This is a genomic window from Pseudonocardia lutea (genome assembly GCF_042658055.1).
GTDB classification, from domain to species: Bacteria; Actinomycetota; Actinomycetes; order Mycobacteriales; family Pseudonocardiaceae; genus Pseudonocardia; species Pseudonocardia lutea.
Genome location: NZ_JBHSQK010000014.1, coordinates 1 through 21,598, shown reverse-complemented (window position 1 = coordinate 21,598; position 21,598 = coordinate 1). Strand labels below are relative to the sequence as shown.

General features: G+C 73.8%; 29 protein-coding genes and 1 tRNA gene. 19 read left to right on the top strand and 11 right to left on the bottom strand.

The window, feature by feature from the left end:
- Positions 1–53 precede the first annotated feature (53 nt).
- The 15 genes from clpS (at position 54) to rdgB (ending at position 9,925) form a co-directional block, all read left to right on the top strand.
- On the top strand, positions 54–350 hold the full coding sequence (gene clpS, locus ACFQH9_RS08400) for an ATP-dependent Clp protease adapter ClpS (protein ID WP_232872130.1): 297 nt from the start codon (positions 54–56) through the stop codon (positions 348–350).
- Positions 347–898, top strand: a complete 552-nt coding sequence (locus ACFQH9_RS08395; RefSeq protein ID WP_379565350.1) for a DUF2017 domain-containing protein — start codon at positions 347–349, stop codon at positions 896–898. Before clpS ends, ACFQH9_RS08395 begins: the two co-directional genes overlap by 4 nt.
- Positions 899–1,226: 328 nt before the next feature.
- Positions 1,227–1,574, top strand: a complete 348-nt coding sequence (locus ACFQH9_RS08390; protein WP_379565358.1) for a PE domain-containing protein — start codon at positions 1,227–1,229, stop codon at positions 1,572–1,574.
- The gene (locus ACFQH9_RS08385) at positions 1,522–2,133 is read left to right on the top strand and encodes a DUF3558 domain-containing protein (RefSeq protein WP_379565349.1); all 612 of its coding nucleotides are present in this window, start codon (positions 1,522–1,524) and stop codon (positions 2,131–2,133) included. Before ACFQH9_RS08390 ends, ACFQH9_RS08385 begins: the two co-directional genes overlap by 53 nt.
- 9 nt (positions 2,134–2,142) lie before the next feature.
- Positions 2,143–3,468, top strand: a complete 1,326-nt coding sequence (locus ACFQH9_RS08380; RefSeq protein WP_379565348.1) for a hypothetical protein — start codon at positions 2,143–2,145, stop codon at positions 3,466–3,468.
- A 122-nt stretch (positions 3,469–3,590) separates the two neighbouring features.
- A complete protein-coding gene (locus ACFQH9_RS08375; RefSeq protein ID WP_379565347.1) occupies positions 3,591–4,061 on the top strand; it encodes a M67 family metallopeptidase in 471 nt (156 codons plus the stop codon).
- A gap of 50 nt (positions 4,062–4,111) precedes the next feature.
- Positions 4,112–4,390 (top strand): MoaD/ThiS family protein, encoded by a 279-nt coding sequence (locus ACFQH9_RS08370; RefSeq protein WP_037050058.1) that lies wholly within the window; start codon positions 4,112–4,114, stop codon positions 4,388–4,390.
- Between the two features lie 63 nt (positions 4,391–4,453).
- Complete coding sequence (locus ACFQH9_RS08365) at positions 4,454–5,404, top strand: PLP-dependent cysteine synthase family protein (protein ID WP_379565346.1); 951 nt, start codon at positions 4,454–4,456, stop codon at positions 5,402–5,404.
- 115 nt (positions 5,405–5,519) lie between these two features.
- On the top strand, positions 5,520–6,176 hold the full coding sequence (locus ACFQH9_RS08360; RefSeq protein WP_379565345.1) for a rhomboid family intramembrane serine protease: 657 nt from the start codon (positions 5,520–5,522) through the stop codon (positions 6,174–6,176).
- The gene (murI, locus tag ACFQH9_RS08355; protein WP_379565344.1) at positions 6,173–7,015 is read left to right on the top strand and encodes a glutamate racemase; all 843 of its coding nucleotides are present in this window, start codon (positions 6,173–6,175) and stop codon (positions 7,013–7,015) included. Before ACFQH9_RS08360 ends, murI begins: the two co-directional genes overlap by 4 nt.
- Before the next feature lie 9 nt (positions 7,016–7,024).
- Complete coding sequence (locus tag ACFQH9_RS08350; protein ID WP_379565343.1) at positions 7,025–7,390, top strand: hypothetical protein; 366 nt, start codon at positions 7,025–7,027, stop codon at positions 7,388–7,390.
- Entirely contained in the window at positions 7,383–7,808 is a 426-nt protein-coding gene (locus ACFQH9_RS08345) for a hypothetical protein (protein ID WP_379565342.1), read from the top strand. The genes ACFQH9_RS08350 and ACFQH9_RS08345 overlap by 8 nt, the downstream gene beginning before the upstream one ends.
- A 9-nt stretch (positions 7,809–7,817) precedes the next feature.
- On the top strand, positions 7,818–8,591 hold the full coding sequence (locus ACFQH9_RS08340) for an MBL fold metallo-hydrolase (RefSeq protein WP_379565341.1): 774 nt from the start codon (positions 7,818–7,820) through the stop codon (positions 8,589–8,591).
- 21 nt (positions 8,592–8,612) lie between these two features.
- Complete coding sequence (gene rph / locus ACFQH9_RS08335; RefSeq protein WP_379565340.1) at positions 8,613–9,335, top strand: ribonuclease PH; 723 nt, start codon at positions 8,613–8,615, stop codon at positions 9,333–9,335.
- Complete coding sequence (rdgB, locus tag ACFQH9_RS08330; RefSeq protein ID WP_379565339.1) at positions 9,332–9,925, top strand: RdgB/HAM1 family non-canonical purine NTP pyrophosphatase; 594 nt, start codon at positions 9,332–9,334, stop codon at positions 9,923–9,925. The genes rph and rdgB overlap by 4 nt, the downstream gene beginning before the upstream one ends.
- A 128-nt stretch (positions 9,926–10,053) precedes the next feature.
- Here rdgB and pcaC read toward each other — a convergent pair whose 3' ends face one another.
- Complete coding sequence (pcaC, locus tag ACFQH9_RS08325; RefSeq protein WP_379565338.1) at positions 10,054–10,452, bottom strand: 4-carboxymuconolactone decarboxylase; 399 nt, start codon at positions 10,450–10,452, stop codon at positions 10,054–10,056.
- Positions 10,453–10,950: 498 nt separating this feature from the next.
- On the opposite strand from pcaC, the gene ACFQH9_RS08320 reads away from it, so the two are divergent.
- Positions 10,951–11,640, top strand: coding sequence for a TVP38/TMEM64 family protein (locus ACFQH9_RS08320; protein WP_379565337.1), 690 nt, complete (start codon positions 10,951–10,953; stop codon positions 11,638–11,640).
- Between the two features lie 52 nt (positions 11,641–11,692).
- Here the strand turns inward: ACFQH9_RS08320 and ACFQH9_RS08315 are convergent.
- The 3 genes from ACFQH9_RS08315 to bcp form a co-directional block, all read right to left on the bottom strand.
- Positions 11,693–11,767 (bottom strand) — tRNA-Leu (locus ACFQH9_RS08315).
- A complete protein-coding gene (locus ACFQH9_RS08310) occupies positions 11,758–12,420 on the bottom strand; it encodes a hypothetical protein (protein WP_379565336.1) in 663 nt (220 codons plus the stop codon). Before ACFQH9_RS08310 ends, ACFQH9_RS08315 begins: the two co-directional genes overlap by 10 nt.
- A gap of 51 nt (positions 12,421–12,471) precedes the next feature.
- Positions 12,472–12,939 carry a thioredoxin-dependent thiol peroxidase gene (gene bcp, locus ACFQH9_RS08305; protein WP_379565335.1) on the bottom strand — a complete coding sequence of 156 codons (468 nt, stop codon included), beginning with the start codon at positions 12,937–12,939 and terminating at the stop codon, positions 12,472–12,474.
- Positions 12,940–13,051: 112 nt separating this feature from the next.
- Between bcp and ACFQH9_RS08300 the strand changes: the two genes are divergently transcribed.
- Entirely contained in the window at positions 13,052–13,273 is a 222-nt protein-coding gene (locus ACFQH9_RS08300; protein WP_345379803.1) for a DUF3618 domain-containing protein, read from the top strand.
- A gap of 34 nt (positions 13,274–13,307) precedes the next feature.
- Here ACFQH9_RS08300 and ACFQH9_RS08295 read toward each other — a convergent pair whose 3' ends face one another.
- From ACFQH9_RS08295 to ACFQH9_RS08280, 4 genes are all read right to left on the bottom strand, one after another.
- Entirely contained in the window at positions 13,308–14,525 is a 1,218-nt protein-coding gene (locus ACFQH9_RS08295) for an NAD(P)/FAD-dependent oxidoreductase (protein ID WP_379565334.1), read from the bottom strand.
- A gap of 136 nt (positions 14,526–14,661) precedes the next feature.
- Complete coding sequence (locus ACFQH9_RS08290) at positions 14,662–15,441, bottom strand: SigB/SigF/SigG family RNA polymerase sigma factor (RefSeq protein ID WP_345379800.1); 780 nt, start codon at positions 15,439–15,441, stop codon at positions 14,662–14,664.
- Positions 15,438–15,857, bottom strand: coding sequence for an ATP-binding protein (locus ACFQH9_RS08285; RefSeq protein ID WP_379565333.1), 420 nt, complete (start codon positions 15,855–15,857; stop codon positions 15,438–15,440). The genes ACFQH9_RS08290 and ACFQH9_RS08285 overlap by 4 nt, the downstream gene beginning before the upstream one ends.
- A gap of 90 nt (positions 15,858–15,947) precedes the next feature.
- A complete protein-coding gene (locus ACFQH9_RS08280) occupies positions 15,948–16,295 on the bottom strand; it encodes an STAS domain-containing protein (protein ID WP_379565332.1) in 348 nt (115 codons plus the stop codon).
- A gap of 229 nt (positions 16,296–16,524) precedes the next feature.
- On the opposite strand from ACFQH9_RS08280, the gene ACFQH9_RS08275 reads away from it, so the two are divergent.
- On the top strand, positions 16,525–18,750 hold the full coding sequence (locus ACFQH9_RS08275) for a SpoIIE family protein phosphatase (protein ID WP_379565331.1): 2,226 nt from the start codon (positions 16,525–16,527) through the stop codon (positions 18,748–18,750).
- Between the two features lie 246 nt (positions 18,751–18,996).
- Positions 18,997–19,668, top strand: coding sequence for a hypothetical protein (locus tag ACFQH9_RS08270; RefSeq protein WP_379565330.1), 672 nt, complete (start codon positions 18,997–18,999; stop codon positions 19,666–19,668).
- Positions 19,669–19,794: 126 nt separating this feature from the next.
- Here ACFQH9_RS08270 and ACFQH9_RS08265 read toward each other — a convergent pair whose 3' ends face one another.
- The 3 genes from ACFQH9_RS08265 to ACFQH9_RS08255 form a co-directional block, all read right to left on the bottom strand.
- The gene (locus ACFQH9_RS08265; protein ID WP_379565329.1) at positions 19,795–20,103 is read right to left on the bottom strand and encodes a WhiB family transcriptional regulator; all 309 of its coding nucleotides are present in this window, start codon (positions 20,101–20,103) and stop codon (positions 19,795–19,797) included.
- A gap of 276 nt (positions 20,104–20,379) precedes the next feature.
- Positions 20,380–20,775 carry an STAS domain-containing protein gene (locus ACFQH9_RS08260; RefSeq protein WP_379565328.1) on the bottom strand — a complete coding sequence of 132 codons (396 nt, stop codon included), beginning with the start codon at positions 20,773–20,775 and terminating at the stop codon, positions 20,380–20,382.
- Between the two features lie 119 nt (positions 20,776–20,894).
- Positions 20,895–21,598, bottom strand: a 704-nt coding sequence (locus tag ACFQH9_RS08255; RefSeq protein WP_379565327.1) for a SelB domain-containing protein, incomplete at its 5' end; no start/stop codon positions are given.

Here is a 21,598-nt window from a genome sequence, read left to right as displayed (position 1 = left end):
GCAGAGCCTATGCGCCGTTCTGCCGGCGCGCGTGCGCGTGCCACCATGGACACATGTCCGCGCCGCTGAGCTCGCCCACCACCCAGGTGGACCCTGCCCTGGACGAGGACGTCGCGGGAGCGACCCCGTGGCAGGCCGTCGTCTGGAACGACCCGGTCAACCTCATGTCGTACGTCACGTACGTGCTGCAGAAGATCTTCGGCTACCCCGAGCCCAAGGCCACCGCGTTGATGCTCGACGTGCACCACAAGGGCAAGGCCGCCGTGTCCAGCGGGGACAAGGACAAGATCGAGGGCGACGTGGCCAAGCTGCACGCGGCCGGCCTGTGGGCCACCATGCAGCGCACGTGAACGGCTGGAAGCGCGCCGGGCGCGGGGGCCGGGCCCGGTTCGTCGCCACCCTCGAGGAGCAGGAGTCGACGGTCCTGCGCGGGCTGGTCAGCGAGGTCACGCAGATGCTCGAGGGCCGGGCCGCCGACACCCCGCAGGACGAGCTCGCCGAGATCACCGGCATGCGCACCGGCCCCACCTCCCGGCCCGACGACCGGGTCCTCGCCCGCCTGCTGCCGGACTTCACCTCCGAGGACGCGGACCTCGCCGCCGGCCTGCGCTCCCTGCACGAGCCCGAGCTCATCCAGGCGAAGAAGCACGCCGCGGACGCGGTGCTCACCGCGCTGCCGCCCCGGGGCGGGCGCGTCGAGCTGACGGTCGAGCAGGCCGACGAGTGGCTGGCCGCGCTCAACGACGTCCGGCTCGCGCTCGGGACCGCCCTGGACGTCTCGGAGGAGACGCCGGAGGAGTTCCCGGAGGACGACCCCCGCGCCCCGCACCTCGGGGTGTACCACTGGCTCACCTTCGTGCAGGACTCGCTGGTCCAGGCCCGGATGCAGGTGCTGTAGGGCGCGGCCGGCGGTGCTGCGGGTGCCTCTGTGCGGTGGGCGCTCGACAGGATGCTGGCAGCGCGGTGCTGTGGCGCTGGTGCGGTGCTGCTGTCGGGCCGGCGCGGTGTTGCTGTCGGTGCGGTGTTGCTGTCGGTGCGGTGCTGTGGGCGCCGGAGGTGTCCACGATCGCTCGTCGTGGACGGAAACGGGCGGATTTCGGCCGTTCACGTCCAGGATTGATGATCATGGTCCCCGGTGGTTGCCGGAGGACCCGATCGTGTTCACGATCGCAACGGGTTCGTCGCGGACGGGCCTGTCGGCGGGCCTGCGCTGCGATCATCCGTCCATGACCGCTCCTCGGTGGGACGACCCGGGTCCCGTCGTGCCCCGCTCCGCCCACTCCCTCAGCTACTCACCTGCGCTCCGGGTCGACCCGGAGAAGGTGGAGGGGTTGGTGGGGAGGTTGGAGGGCGTGATCGACCAGGTGTGGACAGCTGAAAACTCGCTTCGAGTAATCGGTGCGGTGGAGGCTCCCGGTGCTGACCCGGTTAGCTGCAATGCAGCAACACAAGCAGCCAACATGCTCGAAGGAAGCAGGGCGTTTCTCAGTAGCTGGCGTGACCAGTTGCTCAAAGCAGTCGATGCGCTTAGGAGTCAGGGAGAGTCCTATAAGGCGGCCGACCGTGCGGTCTAGGGGGATGACGCTCGTTGCTGCGGCACTATCTGGCGCGGTTGCCCTTGCATCGTGCGCTTCACATGTTGCGTCTGACGGACGGGCCGCAGTTCCTGATTCTACCCTGTCTAAGCGGCCCGGCGCGCCGGAAGTTGCGAGTCCTCTCGACGCGACTGGCCTGCCAGCGTGCAACATCCTTAGCTCTCAACAGCTTACGCGCATTGGCGTCATGCCGGATTCTGGGAGCGACTTTTCGAATCCCCGTGCTACTAGATGCTCGTGGAAATCTGCTGATCGCTCCTATGGGCTCGATCTCGCGATCAACGTCGAGGCTGGACTAGCGTTCGCCTATGATGTTGCACCGTCATTCTCCGCCTTCCAGGAGGCGAAGATCGACGGCTATCCGGCTGTGAATGTAGAGCCCGCGGGGGCGCCGACCTGCAGCTACTGGGTTGGAGTTGCAGACAATCAGTCATTCAGCGCAGGGGCGAGCAGTCTCTCGACTTCCGCGCCTCCGTTGTGTGAGAAGGCGGAGGCGCTGGCGTCCGAGGTCATCGACGCGCTTCGTAGTCGTTCCTGAGGGGGAGTCGTGGCGGGGAGGACCTACAGCGGGACGGCGGTGGCGTTCGAGGGGATGACCCTGCCGGAGATCCGGGATCCCGTGGCGGCGGGGCCGGGGCCGGGGTCCATGCGGGCGGCGGAGCAGGCGCTGGCCGAGGTGTCGCGCAAGCTCGCGGACGTGAACGCCGAGCTCGAGGCGCTGGAGCGGGAGTACGCGGACGCGCACGAGGGCGAGGCCGCCGAGGTCACGCGCATGTACCTGCGCAAGCTGGGGGAGCCGGGGCGGGTCGGGACCGTGATGTTCCGGTTGGCGGCGCGGGCCCTCGGCGACCAGGCCGAGTACTACACGGTCGCGCACCGGGAGCTCGCCGCGCTGCAGCCCACCGACTCGCACGTCGGCAACACCGCGACCTCGCAGCTCGCGCAGGAGCGGCAGCAGTCGGCCGCGCACGTCGCGACGCGCTACCAGGAGAACTCGAACGCGAACCTGGCGTCGACGTTCCAGGCCTTCACCCCGATGGCACTCCCGACCCCCGACACGTCCGCCGTCGCACCTTCCGCGTCCCAGGGCTGGTCGGAGGGCGGAGGTGCTGCGCCTCCGGCTGCACCCGTCTCCATCGCGTCCGCGGTGCCCGGTGCCGGCGCGACGCCGGCCGCACCGCCCGCTGCGTCCGGAGCCGTCCCGAGGTTCCCCGTGGACGCCACCGCAGCCGGCACTGCGCCGGCCGCGACCCTGCCGGGCGCGCCGGCATCGGCCCCTGCGCCCGGCACCAGGGCGGATGCTGCGCGCGTGCCCGCGGCGCCCTCGGCCCTGCCCCCTGGCGTCGCCCCCACACCGGTCGCGGGGTTCAACCGCCCGAGCGGCTCCGGCCCGATCCCGCCGCTGCCGGCCGGTGACCGGCCGCTGCTGCGCCGAGCACCGGTCGAGCTGCCGTCGGGCGTCCTGGGGCCCGCGGTGCCCCGCACCTCCGGCGGGCGAGCCCCCGACCGGGGCGGGCCCGCCGTGCCCGCGGCGAGGCCGGGCGAGAGCGCTCGCTCCGCCGCCCCGCGCACGGCCGAAACCCTGCCGCGGTCCGGCGAGCCCCTCCCGAGGCCCGCGCCGGGTGAAACCCTCCCGCGATCGGCGCCGGGCGAGCGGTTCCGTGCCGCCGAGCCGCTCACCGAGGCGGGGCGGTCGGGGGCGGGCGCGCGGACCGCGTCGTCGCACGTCCCGTACGTGCCCGGTGCCGCCGGCGGCCGCGGCGGGGAGGCGCACCCGCGCCCCGACTGGCTGGTCGAGGACGATCCGGAGGGGGTGTGGCTGGCGGACGTCCCGGCCCACGGACCGGGCGTCCTCCGCGGGGACCCGGGGTGAGGACGGACGCGGCGCCGCCGTGCGGAGGGAGCCGAGGCGGGGGCGACGGGAGCGGCGGATCCCGGGTGTGAGCCTCGCCGGGCGGCTGTGCTCCGGTCGGACGCGTTACGTACGCTTGTCCTGTGCTGGTCATCCGGAAGGATCTCCTCGACGAGATCGTCGCCCATGCCCGCCGGGACCACCCGGACGAGGCGTGCGGCGTCGTCGCGGGTCCCGAGGGCTCCGACCGGCCCGAGCGGTTCATCCCGATGCTGAACGCGGCGCGCTCGCCCACGTTCTACGAGTTCGACTCGGGTGACCTGCTCCGGCTGTACCGCGAGATGGACTCGCGCGACGAGGTGCCCGTGGTGATCTACCACTCGCACACCGCGACCGAGGCCTACCCGTCGCGCACCGACATCGCGTACGCCTCCGAGCCCGAGGCCCACTACGTCCTGGTCTCCACCCGCGACTCGGCGGAGACGAACCACACGGGCCACGAGTTCCGGTCGTTCCGGATCGTCGACGGTGTGGTGACCGAGGAAGAAGTCGAGGTCGTGGAGACTTATATGTTCGCGCACACCGGCGCGGACGACGTCCCCGACCTCGGCTGACCCGTCCTCGCCACACCCTCACCGATCCCGAGCAGGAGCTTCGAAGAACCATGGCCGTCACCGTCTCCATCCCGACCATCCTCCGCACCCACACCGGGGGCGAGAAGGCCGTCGAGGCCAAGGGGGGCACCGTCGCCGAGGTGATCGACGACCTCGAGTCGCGGCACGCGGGCCTGAAGGACCGCCTCATCTCGGACGGCAAGCTGCACCGCTTCGTCAACATCTACGTCGACGACGAGGACGTCCGCTTCGCCGGTGGTCTCGAGGCCCCCGTCAAGGAGACCTCGACCGTCACGATCCTGCCGGCCGTCGCCGGCGGCATGCGCTGAGCTGACGGCACCGGGCGGCGGGACGAAGAACCCCGCCGCCCCCTGCCCGCTCTTGGAGGAGCGATGGCGCGCTACGACTCACTGCTGCAGGCCGTGGGGGACACCCCCCTGGTGGGCCTGCCGTCGCTGTCGCCCGCGGAGAACGTCCGGCTGTGGGCGAAGCTCGAGGACCGCAACCCCACCGGCTCGATCAAGGACCGCCCCGCGCTGGCCATGATCGAGAGGGCCGAGGCGGACGGCACCCTCACACCCGGCTGCACGATCCTCGAGCCGACCTCGGGGAACACGGGCATCTCGCTGGCGATGGCCGCGAAGCTCAAGGGCTACCGGCTCGTCTGCGTGATGCCGGAGAACACCTCGGAGGAGCGGCGCCAGCTGCTCACCATGTACGGCGCCGAAATCATCTCCTCGCCGGCCGCCGGCGGCTCCAACCAGGCCGTCGCGATGGCGAAGGAGCTGGCCGCCGAGCACCCGGACTGGGTCATGCTCTACCAGTACGGCAACCCGGCCAACGCCGACGCGCACTACCGCACCACCGGTCCGGAGATCCTGCGCGACCTGCCCACCATCACGCACTTCGTCGCGGGCCTGGGCACCACCGGGACCCTGGTCGGCACCGGCCGCTACCTGCGGGAGCAGAAGCCGGACGTGCAGATCATCGCCGCCGAGCCGCGCTACGGCGAGCTCGTCTACGGGCTGCGGAACCTCGACGAGGGCTTCGTCCCCGAGCTGTACGACCCGTCCGTGCTCACCGGCCGGTACTCGGTCGGCAGCTACGACGCCCTGCGCCGCACCCGCGAGCTGGTCGCGAAGGAGGGCATCTTCGCCGGCATCTCGACGGGCGGGATCCTGCACGCCGCCCTCGCGGTCGCCGAGAAGGCCGCCGGCTCCGGCGAGAGCGCCGACATCGTGATCGTGGTCTGCGACGGCGGCTGGAAGTACCTCTCCACCGGCGCCTACTCGGGCGAGCTCGACGACGCCGCGGAAGGCATCGAGGGCCACCTCTGGGCCTGACGGTCCGCACTGCGGAGCCGGGACTCCGCGGCGCTCCGGAGCAGGCGTGAGGCTCCCTGACGCCGTCGTCGGCGGCTCACGACCGGGTGACGTGATTCCGCGTACGCTCGATCTCATGGCTGCGCCGCAGGTCCCGAGCCCCCGCCCCGCCCGGTCGTCGCGCGGCATGGCGCGCATCCTGCCGCCGCACCCGCTGGGGGCGGCCGTGGTCATGCTGATGTTCACCGCCGTGCTGTACGGGGTGGAGTTCTACGACCAGATGTCGGGCCAGTACCTCGACAACGAGGGCATCGTCTCCCGCAACGCCGACGGGGCCTGGGGCATCCTCTGGGCGCCGCTGCTGCACGGCGGCTGGCCGCATCTGTGGGCCAACACCCTGCCGTTCCTCGTGTTCGGCTGGCTCGCGATGGCGGGCGGGATCCGCCAGTGGATCGGCGTCACGGCCCTGATCTGGCTCGGCAGCGGCGCCGCGGTGTGGCTGGTCGGGCCGAGCATGGCGTCGACCATCGGCATGTCCGGCGTCATCTTCGGGTGGCTGCTGTTCCTACTGGCCAGGGGCTTCTTCGCGCGGTCCGGGCGGCAGATCGCACTGGCCGTGGTCCTGCTGTTCTTCGAGGGTGGGATGCTGTTCGGCGTGCTCCCCGGCAACCCCGGGATCTCGTGGCAGGCGCACCTGTTCGGGGCGCTGTTCGGGATCCTGGCCGCGTGGCTCGTCGCGCGGCGGGCGAACCGGGCACAGGTCCCGCCCCCGATCACCGCAGGAACCCCGTGAGCGATCGCAGCACCCCCCTCGACGCCCCCATCGGCATCTTCGACTCCGGCGTCGGCGGGCTGACCGTCGCCCGCGCCGTCATCGACCAGCTCCCCGCGGAGCGCATCGTCTACGTCGGGGACACGGCGAACGGGCCCTACGGGCCGCTGCGGATCGCCGACATCCGCCGGCACGCGCTCGCCATCGGCGACGACCTGGTCGACCGCGGCGTGAAGCTGCTGGTCATCGCGTGCAACACGGCCTCCGCGGCCTGTCTGGCCGACGCCCGGGAGCGCTACCCGGTGCCGGTCGTCGAGGTCGTGCTCCCGGCCGTGCGGCGCGCGGTCGCCGCGACCCGCAACGGGCGGATCGGCGTCATCGGCACCAAGGCCACCATCGCCTCCGGCGCCTACGTGGACGCCTTCGCCGCGGCCCGGGGCGTCGAGGTCACGGCGGTCGCCTGCCCCCGGTTCGTCGACTTCGTCGAGCGGGGGATGACGAGCGGGCGGCAGGTCCTCGGGCTCGCGCAGAGCTACCTGGAGCCGCTGCAGCGGGCGCGGGTCGACACGGTGGTGCTCGGGTGCACGCACTACCCCCTGCTCACCGGGGTGCTGCAGATCGTGCTGGGGCCCGAGGTCACCCTGGTCTCGAGCGCGGACGAGACGGCCAAGGACGTCGTCCGGACCCTGATGGCCGCGGACCTCGCCCGGGACCCGGAGACCGACCCGCCGCCCGGGCCCCACGAGTTCCTCGCCACCGGCGACCCGGAGCCCTTCCGGAGGCTCGGCCGGCGTTTCCTCGGCCCCGAGATGGGCCGGGTCGAGCAGGTGCCGGCGGAGGCCGTGGAGGCGCTCCGGTAGCGTCGGAGCGTGATCGGCGTCCTGGAGATCGTGGCCTACGTGGCCGCGGGGGCCGTCGCGCTCTACGGCGTGGTCACCACGGTCCGCAACCGCCCGCCGGACCGCACGCACCGCCTCGCGGTCGGGGCGTTCGAGGTGATCCTGCTCGTCCAGGCGGTGATCGCGGCGGTCCGCGTGTTCGGCGGCGTCCAGCTGCCCGAGCAGACGACCTTCCTCATCTACCTGCTGGTCAGCGTGTGCGTCATGCCCATCGCACTGCAGTTCGCGACGGCCGAGCCCACCCGTTGGGGCGGCACGGTGATCGCGGTGGGCGCGATCGGGACCGGGGTGGCCGTGTGGCGGCTGCACGACCTGTGGGTCGCGGGCAATGGCTGAGCCGCGCGGGGAGCGCCGCGGGGAACCACGTGCCACGGCGAGCGGGCCGGGCCGGGTCCTGATCGCCGTCTACGCGATCTTCGCCCTGTCCGCGACGGCCCGGGCGGGTGTGCAGATCGCGGCGAAGTTCTCCGAGGCCCCGGTGGCCTACCTGCTCTCGGGCCTCGCCGGCGTCGTCTACATCCTGGCCACGATCGGGCTGGCCGGGCGTCGGCCCGGGTACCGGCGCCTCGCCTGGGGCGCCGTCGTGTTCGAGCTGGTCGGCGTGCTGGTGGTCGGCACGCTGACCGTGTTCGACACCGGCGACTTCCCCGACGACACGGTCTGGTCGGTGTACGGGCGCGGCTACGGCTTCGTCCCGCTGGTGCTGCCGTTCGTCGGGCTGTGGTGGCTGCGACGCACCTCGCCGAAGGGTTAGCCTCCTCACATGAAGGTCGTCGTGCTCGGCTGTTCCGGCAGCGGACCGGGGCCGGGCTCGCCGGCGTCGGGCTACCTCGTCGAGGCGGGCGAGACCCGGCTGGCCCTCGACCTCGGCAACGGCACCTTCGGCGCCCTGCAGCGCTACCTCGACCCCTGGGCGCTCGACGCGGTGGCGTTCAGCCACCTGCACCCGGACCACTGCGCGGACTTCTCGGCCCTCGCGGTGTGGCGGCGCTACCACCCGGGCCCGCCCTTCGATCCCACCCGCAACCGGCTGCCGGTGTTCGCGCCGGTGGAGGCGCCCGAGCGGCTCGGGGCGGCCTACGCGCCCTCCGCGGTGGAGCGGGCCGGGACCGACCTCACGGACGTCTTCTCCTTCCAGGTCCTCGCGAGCGGCTGCGAGGCCACCGTGGGCGGCGCCGTGCTGCGGGCGGCGGCGGTCGACCACCTGTGCGAGGCCTACGCGCTGCGGGTCGAGCACGGCGGCCGCAGCCTCGTGTACAGCGGCGACACGGGGCCCTGCCAAGGCCTCGTCGACCTGGCCCGGGGCGCGGACGTCCTGCTCTGCGAGGCGTCCTGGCCGCACACGGGCGACATGCCCACGGGCGTCCACCTCTCCGGGCGGCAGGCGGGGGAGCACGCCGCGGAGGCGGGCGTCGGGCGGCTGCTGCTCACCCACGTCCCGGTCTGGACCGATCCGGACGCGATGCTGGCCGAGGCCAAGGCGGAGTTCGACGGGCCGGTCGAGCTGGTCCGCCCGGACGGCGAGTACGAGGTCTGAGGCCCTTCCTACGATGGGGGGGTGACGCGAGCAGACGGCAGGAGCGACGACGAGCTGCGCCCCGTGCGCATCACCCGCGGTTTCCAGAAGCACCCGGCGGGCTCGGTGCTCGTCGAGTTCGGGGACACCAAGGTGCTGTGCGCGGCGAGCGTGACCGAGGGTGTGCCGCGCTGGCGCAAGGGGTCCGGGCTGGGCTGGCTCACCGCGGAGTACGCGATGCTGCCGTCGGCCACCAACACCCGCTCGGACCGCGAGTCCGTGAAGGGCCGCATCGGCGGCCGGACGCACGAGATCAGCCGGCTGATCGGGCGGTCCCTGCGTGCCTGCATCGACCTCAAGGCGCTCGGCGAGAACACGATCGCGCTGGACTGCGACGTCCTGCAGGCCGACGGCGGCACCCGCACCGCGGCCATCACCGGCGCGTACGTGGCCCTGGTCGACGCCGTGACGTGGCTGGGCGAGCGGGGTCGGCTTGCCGACCCCAAGCCGATCTCGTGCCAGGTGGCGGCCGTGAGCGTCGGCGTCGTCGACGGGCGGGTGCGGCTGGACCTGCCCTACGAGGAGGACTCGCGCGCGGAGGTGGACACCAACGTCGTCGCGACGGACACCGGCACGCTGATCGAGGTCCAGGGCACGGGCGAGGGCGCCACCTTCACCCGCAGCACGCTCGACGCGATGCTCGACACCGCGCTCGCCGGCATCGCGCAGCTGACGCGCCTGCAGACCGAGGCGCTCGAGTCGTGAAGATCCTGCTCGCCACGCGCAACGCCGCCAAGCTCGTCGAGCTGCGCCGGCTGGCCGAGGGCTCCGGCGTCGAGGTGCTCGGGCTCGCGGACGTCCCCGAGTTCCCGGAGGCCCCCGAGACGGGCGCGACCTTTGCCGAGAACGCCCTGGCCAAGGCCCGCGACGCCGCCACCGCGACCGGGCTGCCCTCCGTCGCCGACGACTCCGGGCTCGCCGTCGACGCGCTCAACGGCATGCCCGGGGTCCTCTCCGCTCGCTGGTCGGGGCGGCACGGCGACGACCTCGCCAACCTCAACCTGCTGCTCGGGCAGGTGGGCGACGTCCCCGACGAGCGCCGCGGCGCCGCCTTCGTGTGCGCGGCGGCGCTGGTGGTGCCGGGCGGGGCCGAGGAGGTCGTGCACGGGGAGTGGCGGGGGCGGATCGTCCGGGCGCCGCGCGGGACCAACGGCTTCGGCTACGACCCGATCTTCGTGCCCGAGGGGGAGCAGCGGACCGCCGCCGAGCTCAGCCCCGAGGAGAAGGACGCGGACAGCCATCGGGGCCGCGCCTTCCGCGCCCTCCTCCCGCACCTCGAGGCGCTGTCGGGCTGAACGCGTCGGCCCCGCACCATGGCTCCATGATGCTCGACACCACTGCTCAGAGGCCCGTCATGGAACCATGATGCGAGGTTCCGGGGGTGGGGAGCGCATTGTGGAGCCATAGTGCGTGGCTGTGCCGGTCAGTCCGTGGGGGCGTCCTCGCCGAGGACCTTCCTGGCGCGGGCGAACGCGCTGTTGGCGGCGGGGACGCCGCAGTAGATCGCGCTCTGCAGCAGCACCTCGACGATCTCCTCGCGGGTCAGCCCGTTGCGGCGGGCGGCCCGCAGGTGCAGCTCCAGCTCGTCGAGGTGACCGTGTGCGACGAGCGCGGTCAGCGTGATCGCGCTGCGCATCCGCCGGTCCAGACCGGGCCGGGTCCAGATCCCGCCCCAGGCGTACCGGGTGATCATCTCCTGGAACTCGGCGGTGACGTCGTCGGCCTTCTCCAGCGAGGCGTCGACGTGCGTCGCGCCCAGCACCTCACGGCGGACGGCGAGGCCCGCGGGGTCGAGGTCCAGCTCGCGCTTCTCGGTGCTCACTCGCCGCACGGTAGCCCGGCGGGGGTGTGCGGGCCGGGCCGGTTCCGGTGATCGGAAGCCACGGGTGTGCTCAAGGACCCGTCGGGTCGTCGCTCTCCGCTGACGCGGTGCTCTCGGCTGCGGGCCGGGACCGATGATCGTCGTTCCTGACCGATGGGCGCCGGATGTGGCGCTGTGCGGTCCCCTTCGACGATCTTGGACGCGGCCGGTGGGGGTGGCCGGCATGATCGCTGTGGCGGACCGGTGGGCGCCACATCCGGCGCGGAGCGGTCCCATACGGCGATCTTGGGCGCGGCCGGGTGGCGGTCCTGAGGTGATCGCTGTGGCGGACCGGTGGGCGCCACATTTGGCGCGGAGCGGTCCCATTCGGCGTTCTTGTGATGCGGCGGGCGGTGGGGCGGGCGGTGATCTTCGTGTCGGGCCCAGATCTGGCGCTGCGGGTCCCCGGCGGCCGGGTGTGACGACGGGCGGGACGGCGCGGTCGGTACCGTCGCGGGAGTGAAGTGGTGGCGTCCTGTGCTGGCCGGGCTCGGCGTGGTGGCACTGGTCGCCGTGGTGCTGGTGGTGGCGCGGGTCTACGGGGTGCCGGGTGTTGCGGACCTGCGCCGGCTGACCGCGGAGGCCGGGCCCTGGGCGCCACTGCTGTTCCTCGGGCTGCAGGCGGGGCTGTGCGTGGCGCCCGTACCGCGGACCGTGTTCACGCTGGCGGCGGGGGTGCTGTTCGGGTCGCTCGTCGGGTTGGTGGTCACGCTGGCCGCGACCACGCTGGCCGGGGTGCTGGCCTACCTGCTGGTGCGCGCGACGGGCGGGGCGCTCGTGGAGCGCTACGTCCGGGGGCCGGCGGTGACGTGGGTGCGCCGGCGCCTCGACCACCACGGCACGCTCGCCGTGACCTCGATGCGGCTGGTACCTCTTGTCCCCTTCGCCGCGCTCAACTACGTCTGCGGGCTGTCCAGGGTGCGGTTCCTGCCGTACCTGATCGGGACCGTGGTGGGGATCGTCCCCGGGACCGTGGCGATCGTGGTGCTCGGCGACGCCGTGAGCGGCCGCCCCTCGCCCGCCCTCGTGGCGGTGTCCGTCATGTGCGGGCTGATCGGGTTCGCAGGGATCGTCGTGGCGGCCCGGAAGCCCCTTCCCGAGGACGTCCCGGCCGACGAGGTCGGCGGGGAGACGCAGCAGGCCCGCTGATCCTCCCCGCTGAGCCTCCGCTCGTCGGCCTTCACCGCATCGTTGCTGCTCGTACCGGCGGCGGGATTCGAACCCGCACTGTCGACCGCCTAAAGATCGTGCCTCCTGCCAGTTGGGCTACGCCGGCTCTGTACTTGTCGTCTTCCGCCGGCACCAGGTGTCGGTGACGGCGTGGCAGTTCGGGCACAGGATACGGAGGTTCTCCAGGCGGTTGTCGGTGTGGTCCCCGTTGACGTGGTCGAGATGCAGCGGCAGCGGCACCCTGCGCCACTCGGCCAGTCCGCACTCCTCGCAGTGCGCGGGTTTGAGTCCTTCCCTGATCAGACGCCGACGCAGGTTGGAGGTCCCGCAGGTCGAACCGGCTACGAGGATCTCCGACAGCGGGCGCTTCCGGACCAGCTCGGGCCGCGTCGTCGGCCAGCGGGTGCCGACGAAGTGCGAGGTGTCGAGGCCCAACCTGCGAATGTGGCCGGTGAGCAGGCGGTGGACCCCGCCGTTCGGCGTGTACCCCAGCCGCCGGCTCAGGTCGGACACCGAGTCGCTCGCCGCCACGGCGGCGGCGAGGTCCTCGTCCGTCCAGCTGCGGCGTGCGGTCCCGCCGGCGCCGACGGCGGACCTCGGGATGTGCGCGGCCTCGAGCCCGAGCCGCGCGATGTGCCTCCGCAACACGTCGTACTTCCCGGGCCGCAGCCCCAGCTTCCGGCACACCTCGCTCAACGTGCGGCTCGACGCCACCGCGTCGACCAGTTGCTCGTCCGTCCACCTGCGGGCTCTCGGCATGATCCGACCGTAGCGAACATGCGTTCGAATCCGCTCGGGTTGTCCACAGGGTCAGATCTTGAGGTCCCGCCGGAGCTTCGCGACGTGACCGGTGGCGCGGACGTTGTACAGCGCGGCCTCGATCCTCCCCTCCTCGTCGACGAGGAAGGTGGAGCGGATCACGCCCGTGACCGTCTTGCCGTACATCGTCTTCTCGCCGAAGGCGCCCCACTCCTGCAGCACCTTCTTGTCCGGATCGGACAGCAGCGGGAAGGTCAGGCCCTCCTTGTCGCGGAACTTCGCCAGCTTGGCCGGCTTGTCCGGGGAGATGCCCAGGACCTCGACGCCGGCGTCGTCGAGCTCGGCGAGGTTGTCCCGGAAGTCGCACGCCTCCTTGGTGCAGCCGGGCGTGGACGCGGCCGGGTAGAAGTACACGATGACCTTGCGGCCGCGCAGGTCCGCCAGCGAGACCGGCTTGCCGTCGGCATCGGGCAGGGTGAAGTCCGGGGCGGTGTCGCCCGGCGCGAGGCGTGTCGTCATGCCCCGATCCTGTCAGTTCCCCCCGACAGCGGGACGTCGCCGGGCCCGCGTCGGACCGCTCGTCTACGGTGTGGCCGAGTCAGAGTCCGATGAGAGCACCGAGGAGTGTGTCGTGGCCCGCGACCCCGAGAGCATCCAGAGCGAGATCGAGAAGACGCGGGACGCCCTCGCCGACAGCCTGGACGCGCTGGCCGACCGCGCGAACCCGAAGCGGTTCGTGGACACGGGCAAGCAGCAGATCGCGGTGAAGCTCGAGGACCCGAAGATCCGGTACGCGCTGATCGGCGTGGGCGCGATCCTCGCCCTCGCCGTGCTGAAGAAGCTCTTCTCCTGACGGTCGCCGGGGCCCCGCGCCGGCCCCGGCGACCTCAGCGCTGCAGCGACGCCGCGAACTCCAGCGCCTGCGCCCGGTCGGCCTCGTTCAGCAGCAGCGCGCGATAGCGCGCGATGTAGCGGGCCGCGCCGAAGCCGGCCACCGCGACCAGCCGCTCGCCCCGCAGGTACCCGACCACGGTGCCCTTGATCGTCCCGCCGGCGAGCCCGTCGCCGTGCAGCGGCACGATCGCGTCGGCCAGGTCGGGCCGCCCGATCAGCTGGATCTTGAGCCCGAACTGGTCGGACCAGAAGTAGGGCACCGTGGTCGGCGGCGGCTCCGTGCCGGTGATCGCCCGGGCGACGACCGTGGCCTGGTCGGTCGTCGAGGTCCAGTGCTCGTGGCGGTGCCGGCCGCCCAGCGTCGGGTAGTCCCAGGCGGCGGCGTCGCCCACCGCCCACACCCCGTCGAGCCCGACCACGCGCCCCTGCGCGTCGCACGGGATGCCGTCGCGGAGGTCGAGCCCGGTGTCGGCGAGCCAGTCCAGGTCCGGCCGGCCGCCGATCCCGACGAGCGCGACGTCGGCCTCGATCCGCGAGCCGTCGGCCAGCTCGACGGCCACGCCCGGGCCCGAGGGCTCGACGAACCCGGTCAGCGCGACGCCGGTGCGCAGGTCCACGCCGCCCTCGCGGATCAGCCGCGCGGCCAGGGCCCCGACCTCCGGACCGAGGCCGCGGACCAGCGGCACCGGGGCGGCCTCGACCATCGTGACCTGCACGCCCTTGCCGATCGCGGTGCTCGCGACCTCGGCGCCGATGAACCCCGCGCCGACCACGAGCAGCGTCGACGCCTTGTCGAGCTCGTCGCGCAGGTCCAGGGCGTCGTCGAGGGTCCGCAGCGTGTGGACCTTCTCGGGCTGGCCGGGCAGCCGCCGCGCCTCCACGCCGGTGGCGAGCACGATCGCGTCGGCGGTGAGCACCGAGCCGTCGGCCAGCTCGACCTCCCCGGGCCGCAGCGCGACGGCGCGCAGCCCCAGGTACATCCGGACGCCGAGGTCCTCGAGCGCGGCCTGCTCCTTGAGCGCCAGCCGCTCGGCCTCCCAGTCGCCGGCGAGCAGCTGCTTGGACAGCGGCGGGCGGTCGTAGGGCGGGTGCACCTCGGCGCCGACGAGGCTGATCCGGCCCTCGTAGCCGGCCTGCCGCAACTGTTCCACGGTCCGGATGCCGCCGAGTCCCGCCCCGACGACCAGCACGTGCTCCGGCCCACCGCTCACGTCCACGCTCCTGTCCACGGCGACTGCCTGCTCGCCGACGGCTCCCTGACGCGGCCATCCTCGCCGACGGGCGGGGCGGATGTCTCGGGGCCCCCGCGCTCTGTAGCGCGGCCCACAGCAGGGACCGGACGCCGGGTCAGCCGGTGCGGGTGTCCGGGTCGAGCCGCGAGCGCAGCCGGTCGAGGGTCTGGGCGAGCAGCCGCGAGACGTGCATCTGCGAGATGCCGACCTGCTCCGCGATCTGGGTCTGGGTCATGTTGCCGAAGAACCGCAGCATGACGATGGTGCGCTCGCGCTCGGCCAGCTCGCCGAGCACGGGCCGCAGGGCCTGCCGGTGGTCGACGCGGTCGAGCTCCGCGTCCGCGGCGCCGACCAGCTCGCCGACCGTCGCGCTGCCCTGCTCGGAGGAGAGCATCTCGTCGAGCGACGAGCTGCGGTAGGCCTCGGAGGCCTCCAGGCCCTCGAGGACCTCGGCGACGGGCACCCCGAGCTGCTCGGCGATCTCCGACGGCCGGGGCGCGCGGCCGAGCCGCTGGGACAGGTCCGACACCGCGGCGTTGATGGACACGTGCATGTCCTTGAGCCGCCGCGGCACCCGCATCGACCAGCCCTGGTCGCGGAAGTGCCGGCGGACCTCGCCGCTGATCGTCGGCACGGCGAAGGAGAAGAAGTCCGTGCCCTTCTCCGGGGAGTAGCGGTCCACCGCGTTGATGAGCCCGACCGTCGCGACCTGCACCAGGTCGTCGAGCGGTTCACCGCGGTGCGCGAAGCGCCGCGCGATGTGCTGCGCGATCGGCAGGAAGCCGGTCACCAGCCGGTCGCGGAGCGCCTCGCGGCGCGGATCGTCCTTGTCGAGCCCCGCGTACTCCGCCAGGAGCGGGGTGAGGTGACCGTACTCGGAGTCGGCCGCGGTCACCGGGGGGCTGCGTCGGCGCGCTTGTGCAGGCGGATACCCACCGTGCCGCTGCCGTTCGCCTCGAGCTCCACCTCGTCGGCCAGCGTCTGCAGCACGCGCCAGCCGAAGGTGTCCGTGGACACGGGGGTGACCGCGTCGGCGGTGTCGACCTCGGCGTGGACGCGGATGAGCTCCTCGCGCACGTCGAAGGTGCACCGGAGCGAGGAGCCCGGCGCGGCGACGTCGACCAGGGTCGCGCACGCTTCGTCGACGGCCATCCGCAGGTCCGAGATGGCGTCCAGGTCGAAGTCCGCGCGGGCGGCCAGGTCCGAGGCGACGGCACGGATGGTCGGGATCAGCGAGGCCGAGGCGCTGGTGCGCACCTCCACCACGGATCCCGGCGTCTCCACCGTCCCCGGGCCGTCTCCGGCACCCACGGGATCCACTTCGGACACGCGACGTCTTCCCTTCGTCACGGACCCGCTCGGGCCCTCGATCCCCATCGTGCTACCCGGGGTGCGTTCTTATCAATCCGGCCGGCGTACCCGGCCGGCGGGCCGGTCGCCGTCCACCCGGGCGAGGAGCTCCGCCAGGCCCGGGAGCAGGGTGAACAACTGGTCGGACCCGGTGACCTCGAGCGGGCGGGTGACCGCCCGCGAGCCCCCGAGCAGGTGCAGCGCGCGCCCCTGCGAGCTCGCCGTGTGCGCGGCCCGGATGAGCACCGCCAGCCCGCTCGACGCCAGGAACCCGACGCCGGCGAGGTCGACCGCGGCCACCGCGTCGACCGGCTCGGCCGCCAGCAGCTCCCCGAGCGCCTCGCCGAGGGCGGGCGCGGTGAGGGTGTCGACCTCCCCGTCGACCACGAGCACGAGCACGCCCGACGACGGTCGGGTGAGGCTGGTGTCGAGTCCGCCGGGGCGCGACGGGTCACGCGAGGCGGGGAAGGACAGGGCACTCACCTCCGGCGTCGGCCTGCCCCCGGACGGTCGCGGGCACGCGTGGGCGCAGCGGGACGGCTGGGGCTCAACCGGTCCGGGCGCACCCTACCCATCGGACGGACGCCGTCGGGGCGCGGGTGGGGCACGGTCCCATTACGCTCGCCGCGTGGAGACGACGGACACGCGTGGGCCGGCCGAGGACCTGGCCCGGCAGGTGGCGGGCAACGGGCTGCCCACCACCGAGCTGCCGCAGGTCCTCTACGACGCGCCCGCCGCCGTCCTCGTGATCGACCTCGAGCAGCGCAGGGTCGTCTACGCCAACGCGGCGGCCGTGGAGCTGACGGGGGACCGCGTCTCGCTGCCCGTCGACATCGACGCCTGGGGGGACGCGGCGGGCCTCACCGACCTGGGCGGCAAGCGGATGAGCGAGACGAGCTCGCCCCTGTCGCTGGTGGCGTCGGGCATCCCGGTCGCGGGCGAGCCCGTCGCGGTGCACGACGCCGCCCGCCGCGGCTCCACCGCCACCGACGAGCAGCGCGAGGCTGCCGAGGGCCGGCTGCTGTGGGTCACGGGCTTCGTGCTGGGGCCGGGCGGGCTGGGCGACACCGGCGAGCAGCTGCCGGTCCCCGAGGAGCTGAGGTCCCGCGCGCTGGTGGTCTTCCTGCAGCTCTCGGGCAGCGAGCACGGTGACCGGCGGCGGCTGGAGGTGCTGCGCGACCGCGCGGTCGTCGCCACCGACATGTCCTTCACCATCACCGACCCGCGCCGCGAGGACGGCCCACTGATCTGGGTCAACCCGTCGTTCACCCGGCTCACCGGGTACAAGGTCGAGGACGCGGTAGGCCGGAACTGCCGGTTCCTGCAGGGCCCGAACACGGACCGGCACGCCGTGGAGCGGATGCGGGCGGCGCTGCGTGCGCAGGAGCCGATCACCGAGGTGGTGCTGAACTACCGCAAGGACGGCACGGCCTTCTGGAACCAGGTGTCGATCTCGCCGGTCGTCGACGGCGCCGGGGACCTCGTCAACTTCGTCGGCGTGCAGAACGACGTCACCGAGCGGGTGCTCGTCGAGCAGGAGCGGCGGGCGGCCCTCGCCGACGCCGAGGAGGCGCGCAGCCAGCTGCGCCTGCTCGCCGAGGCGACCACGCAGATGACCGAGGCGCTCGGCGTCGACGACGCGTGCCACGGGCTGGCCCGGCTGGTCGTCCCGCAGCTCGCGGACGTCTGCGCGGTGGACCTGCTGGACGGCCCGGGCTCCGGGGTGCGCCGGGTCGCGGTGGCGGCCCGCGACCGGGCCGACGAGGAGCGGATCGCGCGGATGGCCGAGGTCCGCGACTACCGCCCGGGGCAGGGCACCTCGACCGGCGAGGTGCTGGCGACCGGCGAGCCGGTCCTGCTCTCGGACCTGCCCGAGCACGGCGCCGACCGGTACGGCGACGCCGACGCCGACGCGGTCCGGCTCTACGACCGGCTGCGGCTGCGGTCGGCGATGGTGGTGCCGCTGCGCGCCCGCGGCCGGGTCCTCGGCGCCGTCACCCTGGCGACCCAGCACCCCTACGGCCGCCGGTACGGGCAGCGCGACCTGCACCTGGCCACCGACCTCGCCGGGCGGGCCGGGCTGACCGTCGACAACGCGCGGCTCTACGAGCGCGAGCACGCCGCGGCGGCGACCCTGCAGCACAGCCTGCTGCCGGCCGTGCCCGAGGTGGGCGGCCTGCAGATGGCCGCGCGTTACCGGGTCGGCACGGACGGCAACCAGGTCGGCGGCGACTGGTACGACGTGCTGCCGCTGCCCGACGGGGCGGTCGGCATCGCGGTGGGCGACGTCGTCGGGCACGATCTCTCGGCCGCGGCGGCCATGGGCCAGCTCCGCGGTGTGCTGCGCTCGTACGCGTGGGACGGCGGCCGCCCCGGCTCGGTGCTCGACCGCTGCGACCAGCTCGTGCAGGGGCTGGAGATGGCGTCGATGGCGACCGCGGTCTACGCCCGGCTCGAGCCGCCGGCGGCCTCCGGGGAGCGGGTGCTGCACTACGCCAACGCCGGGCACCCCGCGCCGCTGCTGCTGACCCGCGAGGGCGAGCTGCGCCGGCTGGACGGGCACCTCTCGCCGATGATCGGCGTCGTCCCGACCCTCGGCCGCGCCGGCGGGGAGGGCCGCACCGAGGCCACGCTGACCGTGCCCGCCGGGGCGCTGCTGCTGCTCTACACGGACGGTCTCACCGACATCGCCGGGGAGGACGCCGACGAGCGCGCCGAGCTGCTCGAACGCACCCTGCGGGAGGTCCCCGCGGACTCGCCGGCGGAGGCCGTCGTCGACCGGGTGCTGGCCGTGTGCGAGCCGGCCCACCTGCGCGACGACATCGCCGTGCTCGCCGTCCGGCTGGAGGGCTGAGGCCGGCCGATCGCGCCCTGGTCCCGTCCCGCTCGTCCCGCCCGGACGACCGGTGCCCCCGATCGGGGTAACCGACTGCCTGCTCCCGCCGCCCGCTCACGGACCCGCGACGCCCGTTCGGCGTGCGGGGCCGCATCCGGGGACTACGACAGGAAACGATGCCGTTGACGTCGGCTGACGAGGCCGGACGCGAGACGGTCGGCAACGGGGCCGATCGGGCAGGGGGGCGAGTTTCGTATGGTGGCGGTGCCGGAGATCGAGGGCATCGGCACGCCCGCGCAGCGGCGCGGCGGGCCCGCCCGCATTCCGCCCGCGCGCCGGCGCCTGGTCGCCGTCGCGGTGAGCCCCATGGAGCTGTTGCGGCCGGAGTCCGACCTCGCCCGCGTGGTCGCCGACGCGGGGCGGGTGGACCTGCTGCTCGCCCGGGACGACGCGCCCGCCGCGGCGCCGGTGGTCGCGCCGGTCGACACCGTCGCGAGCCTTCCCGGCGCGCTCGACCAGGTGGACGTCCGGTTCGAGGGTGCCGACCCCGGTCGGCGCGCGGAGCCCCTCGACGGGCGCGGCTGGGAGGAGTGGGACGACGACCTCGGCGTCGACGAGGAGGACGACGAGCCGGACGACGCGGACGGCCTGGCCGCCGCGATCGACGCCCTCGGCCTGCCGGACCTGCACGTCCACCGGCTGGGCCTGCCCGGCCGGATCGGCGCCGCCGCGGAGGACGATCTCGTGGCCGCCCTCTCCGAACTCGTCGGCTTCGACCCCGAGCCGGGCGTGTACTGCGTGGCCCCGCTGCCCTCGCCCGCCGACCCCGAGCGGTCGGCGGTCGCCGCCGCCGTCCAGCGGGTGGTCCGGGTCTACGCACTGCCGATGCTGCGCTACCGGTGCCTCGAGCTCAGCGTCGTGGGCGGCGAGGGCTGAGCGGCTCCCTCCACCGCGCCGGGCAGGCTTCCGACACGCCGAAGGGGCGGTCCCGAGGGTCCCGGGACCGCCCCTTCGCCGTGCCGGCCCTTCCCGCGGCCCCCGACGCCGCGGGAAGAGGACGACTCAGCTCGCGGAGGCGAGCTTGCGCTTCTGCTGGTCGCGGCGCTCCAGCAGCAGGCGGCGCTCGGACTCGCCGAGGCCGCCCCAGACACCGAACGGCTCGCGCGTCTCGAGGGCGAACTCGCGGCACATGTCGATCACGGGGCAGCGCTGGCAGACCGCCTTCGCCTGGGCCGTCCGGCGGGCGCGGGAGGGGTTCCGCTCGCCGTCCGGGTGGAAGAAGACCGCGCTGTCCATGCCGCGGCACGCGCCCAGGCGCTGCCACTGCCAGGCGTGGTCCATGGGCCCAGGGAGGCGGGACACGTCGCTCACTCGGCTCACCTTCGCTCTCGTGGGAGGGCCCGACCACGTGCCGGGCGATCTGCCGCGGCGTTCCCCGAGCCTTTCGCGGCCAAACGCCGGATGGGCCGGAACACAGTGGAGAGAGCAGAAGTTGTCGGGCGCGGCACCGGGTGTCGGAGGTGCGGCGGCCCCGAAGGCACGAACGTCCGTGCAGCTCAGAGCGGTCGGAGAGGATCCCCCGAACGCCGCCGGGACGCATCTCGACACACCATGATTGTGACTCTCGTCACAACACGGGCAGGGGCCTCAGGTGGCCTGGAGGGCCTGCTCGATCGTGTCGTGGATGTCGAACATGGGCACGAGGCCCGCGATCGAGAGCGGACGCAGCACCCGCCGGCCGGTGCACGCGAGCCGGAGCTCCACCCCGGCCTGGTGCGCCGCCTCCCGGACCTCGATCAGCACCGCGAGACCGCTGGTCCCGAGGAACGTGACGCCGTCGAGCGCCAGCACCACGAGCTGGGCGCCGTCGGACACCTGGCCGAGCACGACCGAGCGCAGCTGCGGGGAGGTCAGCATGTCCACCTCGCCGCCGACCTCGACGACGACCTGCCCCTCGCCCGCGGGCCGGGTCGAGACGGTGATCTGGTCGTCCGACTCGCCGCGGCGGACCGCGGCGCCGGAGGGGTCGTGCGTGTGCTGCATTGGCGGAACGGTAAGGGCTGCCGGACCTCACTGCCACTCGGAGCGCGACCCCCGGGGCCCGCGCCTGCGGCGGCGCGGCGAGCGGTCATCGGGCCGCGACGAGAGCACCCGGCGCGGGCTCAGCGGAGCTCGTGGTGGCTGTCGTCGGGCCGCCGCGTGTAGCCGCTCCGACCCAGCAGCTCGAGCAGCGGGACCGCCACGCGGCGGCTGGTTCCGAGCGCCTGGCGCGCCTCGCTGAGGGTGAACACCGGCCCGATGGTGCGCAGCACCTCGACCGCGCGGTCCGGTGCGTCCGGGAGCAGGACGACGCCGCGGGCGAGCTCCACCAGCTCGCCCGCCCGCACCAGCGCCGCCAGCTCCTTGGTGCCGAGGCCGAGCTGGGTGAGCCGGTCGGCGTCCGGGGCCGCGAACGGGGAGCCCGCCAGATCCGCCCGCAGCGTCGCCAGGGCGGTCCGGACCTTCACCGGCAGGGCGTGGGCGCGGTCGAGCCGGACGCGGCCGTCGCGCAGCACGAGCGGGACCTCCCCGTCGTCCGACCCGGCCGGGGCGGCCAGGACGGCGGGCAGCAGGGCGGCGTCGGGCAGGTCGGCGGCCCGTCGTGCGGCCTCGGTCGTGAGTCCGGGGTCGAGCGGCTCGGCCGAGTCGTGCGCCCGGACGGCCCGGCCGAGGGCGGCGACCGCACGGGCCGCCCGCGCGGGGTCGACCAGCCACCCGTGGGCCGCGGGCACGCGCAGGGCCGCCACCTCGGCCGGCGGGACCCCCATCGCGATCAGCTCCGCGCTCCGCACGACCCCGCGCCGGGCCAGCTCACCGGCCGCGGTGC

Excerpts from the sequence above, each read along its gene's own strand:
- clpS (WP_232872130.1), top strand. The coding sequence starts at position 54 with ATGTCCGCGCCGCTGAGCTCGCCCACCACCCAGGTGGACCCTGCCCTG.
- ACFQH9_RS08390 (WP_379565358.1), top strand. The coding sequence starts at position 1,227 with ATGACCGCTCCTCGGTGGGACGACCCGGGTCCCGTCGTGCCCCGCTCC.
- ACFQH9_RS08385 (WP_379565349.1), top strand. The coding sequence starts at position 1,522 with ATGCGCTTAGGAGTCAGGGAGAGTCCTATAAGGCGGCCGACCGTGCGG.
- ACFQH9_RS08370 (WP_037050058.1), top strand. The coding sequence starts at position 4,112 with ATGGCCGTCACCGTCTCCATCCCGACCATCCTCCGCACCCACACCGGG.
- ACFQH9_RS08365 (WP_379565346.1), top strand. The coding sequence starts at position 4,454 with ATGGCGCGCTACGACTCACTGCTGCAGGCCGTGGGGGACACCCCCCTG.
- ACFQH9_RS08360 (WP_379565345.1), top strand. The coding sequence starts at position 5,520 with ATGGCTGCGCCGCAGGTCCCGAGCCCCCGCCCCGCCCGGTCGTCGCGC.
- ACFQH9_RS08345 (WP_379565342.1), top strand. The coding sequence starts at position 7,383 with ATGGCTGAGCCGCGCGGGGAGCGCCGCGGGGAACCACGTGCCACGGCG.
- ACFQH9_RS08340 (WP_379565341.1), top strand. The coding sequence starts at position 7,818 with ATGAAGGTCGTCGTGCTCGGCTGTTCCGGCAGCGGACCGGGGCCGGGC.
- ACFQH9_RS08310 (WP_379565336.1), bottom strand. The coding sequence starts at position 12,420 with ATGCCGAGAGCCCGCAGGTGGACGGACGAGCAACTGGTCGACGCGGTG.
- bcp (WP_379565335.1), bottom strand. The coding sequence starts at position 12,939 with ATGACGACACGCCTCGCGCCGGGCGACACCGCCCCGGACTTCACCCTG.
- ACFQH9_RS08260 (WP_379565328.1), bottom strand. The coding sequence starts at position 20,775 with ATGCAGCACACGCACGACCCCTCCGGCGCCGCGGTCCGCCGCGGCGAG.